General features: G+C 44.0%; 11 protein-coding genes. 10 read left to right on the forward strand and 1 reads right to left on the reverse strand.

The genetic code is table 11. The annotated features are described in order from the left end of the window. Positions 1-25: 25 nt before the first annotated feature. Both JMY05_RS01680 and JMY05_RS01685 read left to right on the forward strand, forming a co-directional pair. Complete coding sequence (locus JMY05_RS01680) at positions 26-1,732, forward strand: ABC transporter permease (RefSeq protein ID WP_201539580.1); 1,707 nt, start codon at positions 26-28, stop codon at positions 1,730-1,732. A gap of 106 nt (positions 1,733-1,838) precedes the next feature. Further along, complete coding sequence (locus JMY05_RS01685) at positions 1,839-3,179, forward strand: ABC transporter ATP-binding protein (RefSeq protein WP_201614014.1); 1,341 nt, start codon at positions 1,839-1,841, stop codon at positions 3,177-3,179. Positions 3,180-3,336: 157 nt separating this feature from the next. On the opposite strand, the gene JMY05_RS01690 is transcribed toward JMY05_RS01685, so the two are convergent. Further along, complete coding sequence (locus tag JMY05_RS01690; protein ID WP_045444947.1) at positions 3,337-4,209, reverse strand: methyltransferase domain-containing protein; 873 nt, start codon at positions 4,207-4,209, stop codon at positions 3,337-3,339. Between the two features lie 322 nt (positions 4,210-4,531). On the opposite strand from JMY05_RS01690, the gene JMY05_RS01695 reads away from it, so the two are divergent. The 8 genes from JMY05_RS01695 to JMY05_RS01730 all read left to right on the forward strand — a co-directional run bounded on the left by JMY05_RS01695 (position 4,532) and on the right by JMY05_RS01730 (position 14,610). Then, complete coding sequence (locus tag JMY05_RS01695) at positions 4,532-6,223, forward strand: alpha/beta hydrolase family protein (protein ID WP_201614016.1); 1,692 nt, start codon at positions 4,532-4,534, stop codon at positions 6,221-6,223. A 105-nt stretch (positions 6,224-6,328) separates the two neighbouring features. Then, positions 6,329-6,508 carry a hypothetical protein gene (locus tag JMY05_RS01700; protein ID WP_045444953.1) on the forward strand — a complete coding sequence of 60 codons (180 nt, stop codon included), beginning with the start codon at positions 6,329-6,331 and terminating at the stop codon, positions 6,506-6,508. A gap of 305 nt (positions 6,509-6,813) precedes the next feature. Further along, positions 6,814-9,633: a DNA gyrase subunit A gene (gene gyrA / locus JMY05_RS01705; RefSeq protein WP_045444956.1), complete on the forward strand. Its 2,820-nt coding sequence runs from the start codon at positions 6,814-6,816 to the stop codon at positions 9,631-9,633. 187 nt (positions 9,634-9,820) lie between these two features. After that, positions 9,821-10,891 carry an EamA family transporter RarD gene (gene rarD / locus JMY05_RS01710; protein ID WP_045444959.1) on the forward strand — a complete coding sequence of 357 codons (1,071 nt, stop codon included), beginning with the start codon at positions 9,821-9,823 and terminating at the stop codon, positions 10,889-10,891. Positions 10,892-11,132: 241 nt separating this feature from the next. Then, positions 11,133-12,203, forward strand: coding sequence for an EamA family transporter RarD (gene rarD / locus JMY05_RS01715; RefSeq protein WP_201553568.1), 1,071 nt, complete (start codon positions 11,133-11,135; stop codon positions 12,201-12,203). Between the two features lie 215 nt (positions 12,204-12,418). Next, complete coding sequence (locus JMY05_RS01720; protein ID WP_045444962.1) at positions 12,419-13,087, forward strand: glutathione S-transferase; 669 nt, start codon at positions 12,419-12,421, stop codon at positions 13,085-13,087. A gap of 93 nt (positions 13,088-13,180) precedes the next feature. Next, entirely contained in the window at positions 13,181-13,450 is a 270-nt protein-coding gene (locus JMY05_RS01725; RefSeq protein WP_045444965.1) for a hypothetical protein, read from the forward strand. A 32-nt stretch (positions 13,451-13,482) separates the two neighbouring features. Further along, entirely contained in the window at positions 13,483-14,610 is a 1,128-nt protein-coding gene (locus tag JMY05_RS01730; protein ID WP_045444968.1) for a ribonuclease Z, read from the forward strand. Positions 14,611-14,645 lie beyond the last annotated feature (35 nt).

Here is a 14,645-nt window from a genome sequence, read left to right on the forward strand (position 1 = left end):
ATGCGTATGACACGGTAATAATGATATGATCAAAACGCCAGACGCGTCTGTACGTCAAAACGATACAGTCAATGATAGTGCTAATGCCAACAATATGGATAATCATAATATTGATGGAAAGCAGACTGTCAGCCAAGACCACGCCGTCCGTAAACGTATTATCTCAAAATCAGTCTTAGGACTGATTTCGTCGTTTATGCTTTTGCCAATTTTGATTGTGTTGCTATCTTGGACGCAGCCAATTGCTGATATCTGGACGCACATGGCAGATTATGTGCTGCCGCAAGTGCTTAAAAATACCGCGATTTTATTGCTGATGGTAACAGTCGTGTCTGGCACTATTGGCACCGCGCTTGCTTGGGTAACCAGTATGTACCGCTTCCCTGGACAGCGGTTTTTTTCGTGGGCGCTGATGTTACCACTGGCGATACCTGCTTATGTATTGGCGTTTGTCACCATTGGTATTGTTGATTTTAGTGGACCATTACAAACAGGTTTGCGTGACCTAGGCTTTGATGCAGCGATTCCTTCGATCCGTAATGTCTGGGGAGCAGGTTTGGTATTGTCCCTAGCATTTTATCCCTATGTCTATTTGCTGGCGCGTCAAGCGTTCTTATCGCAAGGCAGGCGAGCGATTGAAGCGGGACAAATGCTGGGCTTAAGCCGTAGCCGCGTGTTTTTTCGGTTGGCATTACCACAAGCATTGCCGTGGATTATTGGCGGACTATTGCTTGCCAGTATGGAAACTTTGGCAGACTTTGGTGCCGTGTCAGTCTTTAATGTTGATACCTTTACCACGGCTATTTACAAAGCATGGTTTGGTTTCTTTAGTTTGACCACTGCGGCACAATTGGCAGCTTTGCTCATCGGTGTGATCTTTATTGTGGTATTGTTTGAGCAGTATTGGCAAACCAAGCGCGGCAATAACGTGACTCAAGGCAGCAGTCAGCGTTTTGATGCCAGCACGCCTGCGAAATTGGGTATGACATTGCTATGTACCTTGGTATTTGCTGGCGCTTTTTTAATCCCATTTTTGCAGCTTATCTACTGGACGGCATTGAATTTTCGCCAAGATTTTGATGCGCGCTATATTGATTTTGTGACCAACAGCCTCATGATTGCTAGCATGACCACTATTTTTATTGCCTTTTTGGCGATTATCATTGCGTGGATTAAGCGGCAGTATCCTGATAAATTGACCAAGCTCATGACTACTTTGGCAAATTTGGGTTATGTGGTGCCGGGTACAGTATTGGCAGTGGGCATCTTTATTCCAATTGCTTGGCTAGACAACCAAATGATTGCCTTTGGGATTACCACGCAGCAAGTGCTATCAGGCAGTGTGATAGTGATGCTATTGGCATTATCGACGCGTTTTATGACGGTGAGTTTTCAGCCAGTTGATCGACAGCTACAGCGACTAACGGTCAATCAAGAAGCCGCTGCTAAATTACTGAGTGACAGTCCTTACCAGCGCTGGCGGCAAGTGATGTTGCCTGTTATTAGTCCGGGAATATTGACTGGACTGTTGATGGGGTTTGTTGAAGTCATGAAAGAGATGCCGATTACGTTAATGACGCGTCGCCAAGGCTGGGATACGCTGGCGGTGCGGGTGTTTGAGATGACCAGTGAAGGCATGTGGGGACGAGCTGCGTTGCCCAGTTTATTGATTGTGCTGGTTGGGCTGCTGCCTGTTTGGATATTATTGCGTCAAAGCGATAAGCAAGGTTAAGGTGTTTTTAGAGTGAATCTGCATTATCCGATAGCGCTCCATTTTATGATTGTTTTCACTGTTTTATCTATGGGTTTTATTTACTAATAGCTAACTGGTATCGTCTATGTACACTGATTCAATGAAAGGCTCAGCAGACTCTAAATCAATCAATGCCAAGTCAATAAAGGCCAAGGCAAGACGGGAGCATATAAAAAAATTACCAGTTGCTCAATTTAAGACGCCGCCCGCCCAGCCTAGTAAGTCTTTAGAAAAAAGCAGTGCTTTTAGCCAAGATGTTGAGACAAATACGGCTACTAGTCCTTATTTTAGTGTGCAAGATTTAATCGTCGGTTATGACGATACGATTATCGTCAATGGTTTGTCATTGGAATTGAAGCAAGGCGAGATTGGTTGCTTTTTGGGTTATAGCGGCTGCGGCAAGACCACGGCACTAAGAGCGATTGCAGGGCTGGAACAAAGCCGTGATGGCACGGTTCTCTTAAACAATCAATGTCTTACTGATAAAACTGACCGCAACTCATATGCCGTCGCACCCGCCAAACGCGGTATGGGCATGGTGTTTCAGGACTATGCGTTATTTGGACATTTGAGCGTGGCAAGAAACATCGCTTTTGGTCTGAATAAATGGTCTGCCGCTGACAAAAAAGCCCGTGTCGCTGAGATGCTAGAGCTGGTTGAATTGTCTGAGCATGCCGACAAACGTCCAAATGAGCTGTCAGGTGGTCAGCAGCAGCGGGTGGCATTAGCCCGTGCATTAGCGCCAAAGCCAAAACTATTACTACTTGATGAGCCGTTTTCTAATCTAGATGTGGTGCTACGTGAATCATTGGCAATGAATGTCCGTGATATTCTTAAACGCACCAATACCACGGCAATATTGGTCACTCATGATCAAAACGAAGCCTTTGCACTGGCTGATAAAGTGGGGGTGATGCATAAAGGTAAACTGGTACAGTGGGCAACCCCAAGTGAGCTATATCACGAGCCAATCAGTCCTTTTGTCGCCGAGTTTGTCGGCGAAGGCGCGATGATAGATGGCATCATCAAAGAAGGCCATGTTGAGACGGCATTAGGCGATATCTATCGACGTATGGAAGTGTATGATGAATCAGGGTATCCACAGTATTGCGAGTACGATTATCCTAATGGCACACCGATTAAGGTGCTGGTGCGCCCTGATGATATCATTCATGACGATGAGAGCAACCAAACCGCTTTAGTCGTTGGACGCGTATTTCGCGGTGCCAACTATTTATATCGCTTGCAGCTCGATGACGGGCAAACGGTACTGTCTTTAGTCGCCAGTCACCATAATCACGAGATTGGGTCACAGATTGGTATTTTACCTATCCTAGAGCATGTCGTAGTATTTGATGAAAAAGACATCAATGCGACGACTTGGTCAGAGTATGATAGGTCAGAGAGAGTTGATGAGACAGAATAGTCGCAGCATTTATAAGTGATTAGGGAATTAACCTCGCGACATGCACACGGTATGCTATTGACGCTTGGCTGCCTTGTATCTACTTTATATCTATTTTAAACTGCGGCGACTATATTAATTCATGTTTACGTCAAACAACTGCGGCTTGCACTTACGCTTATCGCGTCGCCAATATGTGCAAATAACGTCCCAACCGTTTATACGGCTCTAATTGCGAGTAGCGCAGCTCCATGCGTATCACGGCATCTGGGTCGTTATGACCACCACGCTTAAGCGGGGCATAATCATGAAATACGCGCAGACCACTGGTACGTATGGTCTGATAATGATGCGCCGTCAACCAAGATTCAACTTCTTCTTTGGCGACAGGATGGTTGGGTGTGAGGCTTTTTTTGTTATCCGCCTTATATTCTGTATTGTCGAGTAAGTTGAAATTACCCATGATCAGATTGCGATAATCAAAGCTTGCTGGGTTATAAAAGCATAAAGATAGCGCACCATTATCCGTTAATTGCTGATCAAAAAAGTCCATCACCGCAGCGGGCTCTGCCAACCATTCAAGCAGCGCATGACACATGATTAAATCAAACTTTTCACTATTTTCTGTACCCAACTTTTCTGGCAGCTCCTGATAGGGGCAAACGTACCATGTGATATTCAGGTCTTCGTCTATCTGCGCGGCACTCGCTTTCGCTTTTTCTAGCATATTGGCTGAGATGTCATTGATGACCAATGTATGACCTTGAGCTGCAAGCTCTATTGCAATCTGTGCCAGCCCTGCACCCACATCCAAAATACGTAAAGGTCGCCCAAGGCTTTTGCTCATTTGCGCGCTATATTCAAAGATATCACGGCGTAGCACTGCCAATCGAATATCGCCTTTTAAGCCACCGTAGACCTTTTTTTCAAAATGATCCGCAATCGCATCAAAGCTACGATCGGCACGTATATCGCCTGATGCGTCGATTGGTTGTGTCAGATCAACCGATTGGTTGTCATGTTCTTCGGTACTTTCACTATGGGTTTGCATAAAGCGCTATCTGTATTAGGGTTGTATTTCGGAACATCGTACAACAAAGACAAAATCTAAGCTAGGTTTAACAATAATACTAATTTTACTATCAGGTTAAAGATGCTGTTAAATGCATGTTTTCCAGTAGCTTTTCACAATATTTTACGGTATAAGTAGTAAGGTTTAAGAAACAATTATTGAGTAAGTTTTATTGAAAATATTTGATACTTCACTGTATTTGATAAAAACCATTCAATAAAAAAAGTCTGCCATACTGAAATTTTTTATTGTCAAGGACTCTCAGCAAACGTCTGATCTACCACCGCTAAGGACAGCAACCATGATCGTATCTAAATCTACTACCGCTATAAATGACAAATCATCTAGCAGTACCCATCAATCAGTATCCATTACTACGGGCAAGCCTGTGATGCTGCGCTGCCTATTATCCGTCGCTATCGCTAGTGGCTTACTGCTCGTCGGTTGTGGCGATGACAATGACTTTAATACTGTCATAGGCTCTGACTCTGCGACGTCAGTTAAATCAATCAGCTCATTTAACACCGCGCAAATAAATACCCAGTTCGGTCTTGATGGTACGGCAACCCCTGATGCCAAATGCGATATCAAAATCGAAAAAGTCAGCTATCCGACAGTAGGGGCAGCGGGTGAGCGTACCAACGCGACAGCAGCTTTGATGCTACCAAGTGGCGACAGTGCTGACTGTCAAGGCGATCGACCTATCTTGCTGTATGCCCATGGCACAACTACGGATAAAGGCTACGATTTTAGTCAAGTCGCTAATCCTCAAAATCCAGCCGCTGGTGAGTCGACATTAATCGCTGCCAACTTTGCGGCTCAAGGCTACATCGTCGTTGCACCAAACTATGCTGGTTATGATGAGTCTGATCTTGATTACCATCCATACCTTGTGGCTGAGCAACAAGCCACTGACATGGCTGATGCGTTAGACAGTGCCCGTACCATCATTGCAAGACAACAGCGCGCTAATGATCCTGACTACACCAACCTTGATGACTCTGGTAAGTTATTTATCAGTGGTTACTCTCAGGGTGGGCATGTGGTGATGGCAACTGCAAGAATGTTCGAGAAAAATGATGAGCCTGTCACTGCCATTGCACCTTTATCAGGGCCTTATGCACTGGCAGCGTTCGGTGATGCAATATTTTCGGGTAACGTCAATATCGGCGCATCGCGTTTTGCACCGCTACTAGCATCTGGTCTCCAAAATGCGTATGGCAATGTCTATAACAGTACTGCTGATATATTCACTGCCAATTATGCAGACACACAATTACCAAGTTTATTGAGCTTTGGTGAGTTGGTCGCTGCTAATAAACTGCCTGATAATGCGCTGTTTGAAAAAGATCCTGAAAACAATCCTACGCTTGATCTTCTACCAGCGCCTACCGTTCCCTTTGCCTCTATTGGCTTCGCGGATGATAATTATCTGATCAAAACAGACTTCCGTACCGCTTATGTCGCAGATGCATTACAGAACCCTGATAGCCTAATCGCGATGACAGGAGCATTACCAGCAGCCAATCCACAAAACAACTTACGAAAAGCCTTAAAAGCCAATGATCTACGTGGGTATGTACCAAAAATGCCAACTCTGCTATGTGGTGGTAATCAAGATCCAACGGTTTTTTATGACCTAAATACCAGTTCAATGGCTGCTATTATTCAAAGGAGTGTCGCACAAAATCCAGCCCTTACCGTTAACGTGACAGTATTGGATGTTGATGCGACGACAGCTAATGATCGTCCTAATACTCCTAATGTTCAACTTATTGGACAGGCGTCCATGAACCAATGGAATATTAATTCTGTGGTAACAAGTGTTCAAAGTAACTTTGTTCAAAATCTTCAACGCGTAATAGATGCAGGAGCACAGCAAGGCATACCTGCAAGCGTTGCTGTATTGGGCAACTATCACGGCGGTCTGGTCAGTACGGCTTGTACGCAAGCCACACGTGAGTTCTTTAATCAGGAATTTAAACCTGCTTAATAGAGGTCAGCTTAACCATAAAAAATAGCCTGACTATCGAAAAGACTGTATCCACTGGATGCAGTTTTTTCATGAATATCATTTAATCCTCAATAAGAGAAAGATATGAAGTCAATGATGTTATCACTCATTGCCTGTGTCTTTATGGTAGCTCCGATCAGTCAAGCACAGGCTAAGAATACACCTTGTTCGGGCAAAATGGGCGGCGTATCTCACTGCTCAAAAGATGGTAAATTTGTTTGCAAAAACGGCAAAATCAGTCAATCAAAACAAGTATGTCGTTAAAGTTGTTTTTACCCTTGTTATTAGAGTGAAAAAAACCGCTAATCAGCTGTTTTGCTTAATTTTAATAACAGCCAGACGCCCCTAAATCAGCAAATTTGTGCTAAAATAGCTTCTTTAATTGAACATTATTTTTAACAAAAACCGTATCACTATTTTCCTATTGTTTTGCACCTTTGACAGTGCTTTTTTAGGGTCTATATTCTGATAGTAGCTGCGCATTGATGCAGCTATATTTTTGTATAACCCATGAGTATCTCGAACAAACGTGTCAACATTAGAAAAACAATGTGAGTGAAGGAGTGTATATGAGCGAATCGGTCAGTCCTATTGGCATCGTAGAGGAACTAAAGCAATCCTATCTGGATTATGCGATGAGCGTGATTGTCTCGCGTGCGCTGCCTGATGTGCGTGATGGGTTCAAACCTGTACACCGCCGTGTGATGTACGCCATGCACGTGCTATCTAACGACTATAATAAGCCATATAAGAAGTCTGCACGTGTCGTCGGCGATGTCATTGGTAAATATCACCCACATGGCGATAGTGCGGTCTATGATGCCATTGTGCGGATGGCGCAGGATTTTAGTTTGCGTTATCCGATGGTTGACGGTCAAGGTAACTTTGGTTCGATCGATGATGATCCTCCGGCAGCGATGCGTTATACCGAAGTACGTATGACCAAGCTGACGCATCAGATGCTTGCTGATTTAGACAAAGACACAGTTGATTGGGAAGACAACTACGATGGTTCTGAGCGTATGCCTAGCGTCATGCCAGCGCGTGTTCCAAACTTACTAATCAATGGTGCGACTGGTATTGCTGTTGGTATGGCGACTAATATGGCGCCGCACAACCTGACAGAAGTGATTAATGCTTGTTTGGCTTATGCCGAAAACCCACAAGTATCAGCTGAAGAGTTGATGTCACACATCTCAGGCCCCGATTTCCCAACGGGCGGTATCATTTATGGTCGCGCTGGTATTTTAGATGCTTATCGCACGGGTAAAGGTCGTTTGCACATACGTGGTCGCTATCATATTGAAGCCATGAGTGATACGGGTGTCAACCGCGATCGTGAGCGTATTGTCTTTACCGAAGTACCTTATCAATCTAATAAAGCCAAAATGATTGAGCGTATCGCAGAACTCGTACGTGATAAAAAGATTGAAGGTATTAGCGAGATTCGTGACGAGTCTGACAAAGATGGTATGCGTATCGCCATTGATTTGCGTCGTGGTGAGACAGCTGAAGTTATCGTTAATAACTTGTTCTTGCAAACGCCGCTCGAATCAAGCTTTAGTATCAATATGGTGGCGCTCGATAATGGTCAGCCTAAGCTACTAACTTTGCGTCAGCTGATTGCCGCCTTTGTACGTCATCGCCAAGAAGTGGTGACACGCCGTACGATTTATGAGTTAAACAAAGCACGCGTACGTGGTCATTTACTCGAAGGTTTAACCGTTGCGTTAGCCAATATCGACGAGATTATTGCAACAATTAAAGCCTCTGCAAACCGCGGTTTGGCACGTGAAAGCTTATTAAATAACACGTGGGGTTCAGGTAGCGTGGTGGCGATGTTGACCGCTGCTGGTAGCCAATCTGTGCGTCCTGACTATATCGAAGGCGAAGATCCTAAAGCACCATTTGGCTTGATTGAGGGCGAAGAACGTTATCGCTTATCACTTGAGCAGGTCAACGCGATTTTAGATATGCAGTTGCATCGTCTAACGGGTCTTGAGCAAGACAAATTAACCGAAGAATATCAGGATTTGCTACGTGAAATCGCTCATTTAGAGTCTATTCTTGGTGATTTTGATAAGCTAATGACCATTATCTCCAATGAGATGATTGAGATTCGTGATAACTTTGGTGATGAGCGCCGTACCGATATTATTGACTCACGTACTGACTTTAACCGTGAAGATTTGATTCCTGAACAGACGGTTGTCATGACGGTCTCGCGTACTGGTTATGCAAAAACTCAGCCGATTGACGATTATGTCGCGCAAAAACGTGGCGGTAAAGGTAAGTCAGCAACCGCAATGAAAGAAGATGATGTGATTGATCATTTGGTAGTGACCTCAACGCATGCTACCGTATTGTGCTTCACGGATAGCGGTCGTGTCTTTAGCTTACGTGGTTTTGAAGTACCGATTGCCAGTCGCGGTGCTCGCGGTCGTCCATTAGTGAATTTAATTGGCTTAAATCCTGATGAAACGGTCACTACGATACTACCGATTCCAAAAATAGTGGAAGAGCTATCGGTAAAAGGTGACGCATTAACAGATGATCTAATAGATGGGGATGATGATTCATTAGACGTTAGCACGCAAGCAGAGCCACCTTTTGTATTCTTTGCAACTGCCAATGGTACGGTGAAGCGGGTAGAGCTTAAGCAGTTTGCCAATATTCGCTCGAACGGCTTGATTGCGGTTGGACTAGAAGAGGGCGATAAGCTGGTCAGTGCTCGTATCACTAATGGTAGCCAAGAAGTGATGTTGTTTGCATCCAGTGGTAAAGCCATTCGTTTTGATGAAAATGATGCTCGTGTGATGGGTCGTACGGCTAAAGGTGTTCGTGGTATGCGTTTGGCGGCTAATGAGTCTATAAAATCATTGGTTGTGATCGAAGATGATGTACGCGAAATTCTTATTGCTTGTGAAAACGGCTTTGGTAAACGTACCTTTATCGATGAGTTCAATACCCAAAATCGTGGTGGCGGCGGTGTAATTGCTATCAAAACCAGTGAGCGTAATGGTGCGCTAGTAAGAGCCACTAAGGTTGACTCTACAGACGATATTATTTTAATCTCTGATAAAGGTACATTGGTTCGTACGCCCGTTGAGCACGTCGCTAGCTCTGGTCGTAATACGCAAGGTGTGACGCTGATTCGTCTATCAAAAGACGAGAGGCTGGTCGCTATGGCGCGTGTTGAGCATGAAGAAGGTGACGATGAGCTGGTTGATGCCATGAGAGAAGACGGTACATTTGATGTGGCAGGTCAAGAGCAGATAGATATCGATGCGGCGACTAGCAACACAGCAACGAATGACGTTATGGATATTGCTACTGACAATGAATTAGATGTTGACAGTACAGACGGTGAAAACGCAGACGACGAATAAATGTCTCAGTAGTTAGCTTTTTGATCTATTCTTATATGATTGTTCTATAAAAAGCCTCTGACGTTATCGTCGGAGGCTTTTATTTTTTTCTGTATGTCATCTATTGTTAGAGTCTGCCTTTAAGTTTCTGCTGCTCTAATTTTTTATAAATAATGCCCATAAAGTTCTATTTTTTAAGGCTGTTGTTATGCTTTCGACCAATCAAACTTTTCAAGGAACCCTTGCTTCGATATCATCGAGCTTTTTATTTTCGATGATGTTTGTGTTTGGGCTATTTATGCTGCCTTTGACAGGTACGCAGGTAGCCTCATGGCGCGTGCTCATGATGCTGCTAAGTTTGCTATTGTTAGTCAGTTTTACCAAGCAATGGCAACACGTTTTTGATTATTTGAAAACCTTAAAAACTCCGAAAGAGTGGCTGATATTTATTTTGCCCACACCGATTTTGGGTGGTCAAATTTGGCTATTTATGTGGGCACCGGTCAATGGCTTTGGGCTGGATGTTACCTTGGGCTATTTTCTGTTACCGCTGGTGATGATTGTACTTGGCCGTTTCTTTTATCACGAGCATATGAGTGCGTTGCAGTGCGTGGCCGCGCTATGTGCAGCCTTAGGTATTGGCTATGATATCTTTCAATATGGCTCAGTATCTTGGGTAACGTTGTTTGTGTGCTTGGGCTATCCACCCTATTATCTGCTGCGGCGTAAACTGGCTGTGCCGCCTATCACAGGGCTGTTGTCTGATTTGGCTCTGTTAACGCCAGTAGTGCTCATTATGTTGTATTTTAGCGGCGGCTTTAGTACGGCAGCACAGGACATCAAGTTCTGGTATTTATTACCACTGCTAGGAGCCTTTAGTGCGCTGGCGATGTCCTTAACCATGATTGCCAGTAGCAAATTACCCGTGTCATTATTTGGGGCATTAAGCTATGTCGAGCCTATGCTGCTGTTTGTTTTATCCATCACTGTTCTAAGTCAAAGCCTCGATGAGGGTGGCTCTTTGTTCATGTATGGTATGGTAAGTTTGGCGTTACTGGTGATGATTGCTGATAGTATAAAAGGTTATCTTAAGCGCCGCCGTGACAATCATTTGCATGGCTATCGAGAGCCACAAGTGGGTGGGTTTCCGCCGCGTCGTCGTTTCATAGATCAGCGTATTGATGGGGTTTTAACCGCGCATCGTTTTCGTAAGATTCGGCGCTATCAAAAAAAGATGGATAGAATACAGCAAAAAATCGAGCAGTTGAGTGCAAAGTAAGATGCTGAATGGGTAGGTGAACGCTTTAGTGAAGCAGGTGTATTGCTTATCTATTCTGACTTTGACATAATACCGACCACAAGATAAACACGATATATTCCAAGTATTTATCTCAATATTATATGATTATGTTGTAGATAACAGAGTTTATAGATCAAAAAGCCTTCGACGTCCGCGTCGGAGGCTTTTGTTTTTTTCTAAAATTGCCAAGGACGTGCGCTCATTTTTCAAGGTTGTCGTTATGCTCACCACGAATCAAACGTCGCAAGGTACCATCGCTGCAGTGGCAGCAAATTTTTTATATTCATTGCTATTCTTATTTGGTCTATTGATGCAGCCGTTGTCAGGGACGCAAGTCGCTTCTTGGCGCGTACTGATGATGCTATTGAGTCTGGTGCTGCTGATTAGTGTGCTTAAGCAGTGGCAGCATATTTTTGATTATCTAAAAACCCTAAAGTCGCCCAAAGAATGGTTTTTATTTATCATACCCACACCAATATTGGGCGCGCAAATCTGGATATTTATGTGGGCACCTGTCAATGATTTGGGGCTTGAGGTGACATTGGGTTACTTTTTATATCCAATGATTATGATTATGGTTGGTCGGTTTTTTTATAACGAAGACATGAGCTTGTTACAATGGATTGCCACCATTTGCGCAGGCGCAGGTATTGCTTATGATGTCTTTCAGTACGGTAGTATCTCTTGGGCGACTTTATTTGTTTGCTTGGGTTATCCGCCTTATTATCTACTGCGTCGTAAATTGGCAGTGCCGCCGATTACAGGGCTTATCTCTGACCTTGTTTTATTGACGCCGGTGGTGTTGATTGCTTTATATCTCAATGGCGGGTTTGCGCTCGCGATATCTACCGATAAGTTTTGGTATCTGTTGCCACTATTAGGCATTATCAGTACGGCTGCGATGTCGTTGACCATGGTTGCCAGCCAAAAGCTGCCCGTCTCATTATTTGGCACCTTATGCTACCTTGAGCCGATATTTTTATTCATATTTTCCATCACGATTTTGCATCAAAGTATCGATGAGGGCGGCTCTTTATTTATGTACGGCATGATTTTTGTCGCGCTGTTGATGATGATTGTGGATAGTGCGCTTGGTTACTTGGCACGTAAGCGTGATGACCGTTTGCATGGTTATAATGAGCCACAAGTGGGTAGCTTCCCGCCACGTCGCCGTCTGAAAAACCGCCGTATTAAAGGTGTGTTAACTGCGCATCGTTTCCGCAAAATTAGAAAGTATCAGCAAAAAATACATAAGATGACACGCAAAATTGAAGAGCTGCATTCAAAGTAGTACCTACCAGCAAGTCGATATAGACTTGGCTTAGCGGGTAATGTTTTTCGTCATTACTCTACACAGTTTCTGTGTTAAAGAGGCATTAATTACGCTATTATCGATAGCATTGCTGCCACGCTTAACAACGTTTACCAATGGAATGCGTGGCACCAACTATACATATTATGACTTATTCATACGATAACTTATTCACATTATAACTAGGATGGTTTATGTTACATCTTCATCATTTAGCAAATTCGCGCTCATTTCGTATTATTTGGCTGTTAGAGGAGCTTGGCGTCGATTATCAATTGACTTGCTATGAGCGCAATAAAGCATACCGTGCGCCTGACAGTTTAAAAAAAATACATCCGCTCGGTCATGCACCCATGTTAGAAGTAAATGACCGTGTGCTCATCGAATCAGGGTTTATAATCGAATACTTGTTGAAGCATTATGATAGCGAGAAACAGTTCAAGCCTGCGGATGATAATGAAGCGGCGTGGGAGGCTTACACGTTTTGGTTACATTTCGCTGAAGCATCAGTGATGCCGCCATTGGTCATGCGTTTGGTATTTACCAAAGTGGTTGAGCAGTCGCCCATGCTCATCAAGCCTGTGAGCAAAAGCATCCGCAACCAAGTCGAAAAAAATATGATAAGCAAAAGTCTAGATGCTATATTGGCGATGATGGAGCAGCATTTGCAAGACAATCATTGGTTTGCAGGGGCCGAATTTAGTGCCGCTGATATCCAAATGCATCTTGCGGTTGTGGGTGCTAATGCTGGTACAGGATTAGATAGCAGTAAATATGCCAATATCTTAATTTGGCTAAAACGCTGTGAAGAGCGTGATGCTTTTAAGCGTGCAGAAGAAAAGGGTGGTCGTTTGCAGTTCTAAAAGCGTCGCATTTAATCGTTCATAAATGATTGATTTAATATTAAAATGAAGGGTTTTGTTTATTCATAGACAAAACCTTTTTTAGGATAAGAAATGACAGACTTAAATAAATCGCATAACAAGCATACTGATGTCGATACTGGCATTGCTGCTAAGCCCGCGCTGGATACTACTGCTGATAATGTGAACCATCAGCAGGTATCTATTAAAGCATGGTCACAAAAATTGCTCGTAGTGATTCTATGTATTGCCAGCTTTTATGGCGGCTGGAAATCTTATGAGTCCAATATGGTCAGTGAATGTACGGCCAATGGTGGGCAGATGGTTGCAGCGCAAAAAACCATGATGTGCCAATTGCCATAGCAGATAAGTATCATGTGTAAGAGGGGCAATCTATGTTGAAGCTGACTTTTTTGGGTACCTCTGCCGGTGTGCCAACCAAACAGCGCAATGTGACCGCACTGGCGATTGAATGTCTGAATCCTTATTTATCTGGCGCACAGCAAGGCAATCAACCACAGAATGCCAATCAAAATAAAAAATCGCGTCCATGGCTACTGATGGATTGCGGTGAAGGCACGCAGCAGCAGCTGTTACATACCAAGCTTTCTTTGCATCAACTAGCCGCTATCTGTATCACCCATGTGCATGGCGATCATTGCTACGGGTTACCAGGGTTGTTGGCGAGTGCCGCCATGTCAGGACGCCGCGAGGCGTTGACCCTCATTGCCCCAAAAGTCATCGCAACATTGATTGAAGCCATTACCTTAACCACGGAATTGTATTTACCTTTTGCTCTCAATTTTGTAGCGATTGAAGAGGTGCTATCTGAGCAAAGTGATACAAACAAGGTAAATATTCGCTTAAGCGACCAGCATCAGCTTGATATTGATATCACGCTGCTAGCACATCGGGTTGCTTCTCATGCATTTGGTATCACGCAGACTATCCATCATCGCACGCTTGATACGGACAAACTGCTAGAGCAAGGTATCCCCGCAAGCGCACTATGGGGTAAATTGCAGCAAGGTCAAGATGTCATCACTGAAGACGGTCAGCAGTTATGTGCAGATGATTATGTCAATGATGAGGTATCACGAACGCGAGTAGTGGTGGCTGGTGATAACGATACGCCAGCGTCTCTCACTGCGGCGTTGGTTGATACGGATTTATTGGTACATGAAGCGACATATACGCATGAGGTATTGACTAAGATTCAAGGCAAAAATCCAGAGTTTGATCCAATGCATAGTAGTGCACAATTGGTGGCTGATTTTGTGGAAAAAAGTGGTGTAAATAATCTAATATTGACCCATTTTAGCGCTCGTTATCAAAGCTTTGATAATCCAAGCAGCAGCACGCCCAACATGGCGCATATTCGCTTAGATGCTGAGAGCGTTTACAAAGGTAATTTATGGTTAGCCGCAGATTTTGACCAATATATGGTCGATGGTGCCGTTGACTTGGCAGGTGTTAACGGAAATAACCGCGTACAATATTTGGGTTCTGCACGCGGTCGTTAAGCACTGAGCGTCATCATAAACATAACTTTTAATGA

Source organism: Psychrobacter sp. JCM 18902, assembly GCF_904846615.1.
Taxonomy (GTDB): domain Bacteria; phylum Pseudomonadota; class Gammaproteobacteria; order Pseudomonadales; family Moraxellaceae; genus Psychrobacter.

Bases quoted from the DNA above. Each gene is read 5' to 3' on its own strand.
- JMY05_RS01685 (WP_201614014.1), top strand. From the start codon at position 1,839: ATGTACACTGATTCAATGAAAGGCTCAGCAGACTCTAAATCAATCAAT.
- rarD (WP_045444959.1), top strand. From the start codon at position 9,821: ATGCTTTCGACCAATCAAACTTTTCAAGGAACCCTTGCTTCGATATCA.
- gyrA (WP_045444956.1), top strand. From the start codon at position 6,814: ATGAGCGAATCGGTCAGTCCTATTGGCATCGTAGAGGAACTAAAGCAA.
- JMY05_RS01680 (WP_201539580.1), top strand. From the start codon at position 26: ATGATCAAAACGCCAGACGCGTCTGTACGTCAAAACGATACAGTCAAT.
- JMY05_RS01725 (WP_045444965.1), top strand. From the start codon at position 13,181: ATGACAGACTTAAATAAATCGCATAACAAGCATACTGATGTCGATACT.
- rarD (WP_201553568.1), top strand. From the start codon at position 11,133: ATGCTCACCACGAATCAAACGTCGCAAGGTACCATCGCTGCAGTGGCA.
- JMY05_RS01730 (WP_045444968.1), top strand. From the start codon at position 13,483: ATGTTGAAGCTGACTTTTTTGGGTACCTCTGCCGGTGTGCCAACCAAA.
- JMY05_RS01720 (WP_045444962.1), top strand. From the start codon at position 12,419: ATGTTACATCTTCATCATTTAGCAAATTCGCGCTCATTTCGTATTATT.
- JMY05_RS01690 (WP_045444947.1), bottom strand. From the start codon at position 4,209: ATGCAAACCCATAGTGAAAGTACCGAAGAACATGACAACCAATCGGTT.
- JMY05_RS01695 (WP_201614016.1), top strand. From the start codon at position 4,532: ATGATCGTATCTAAATCTACTACCGCTATAAATGACAAATCATCTAGC.
- JMY05_RS01700 (WP_045444953.1), top strand. From the start codon at position 6,329: ATGAAGTCAATGATGTTATCACTCATTGCCTGTGTCTTTATGGTAGCT.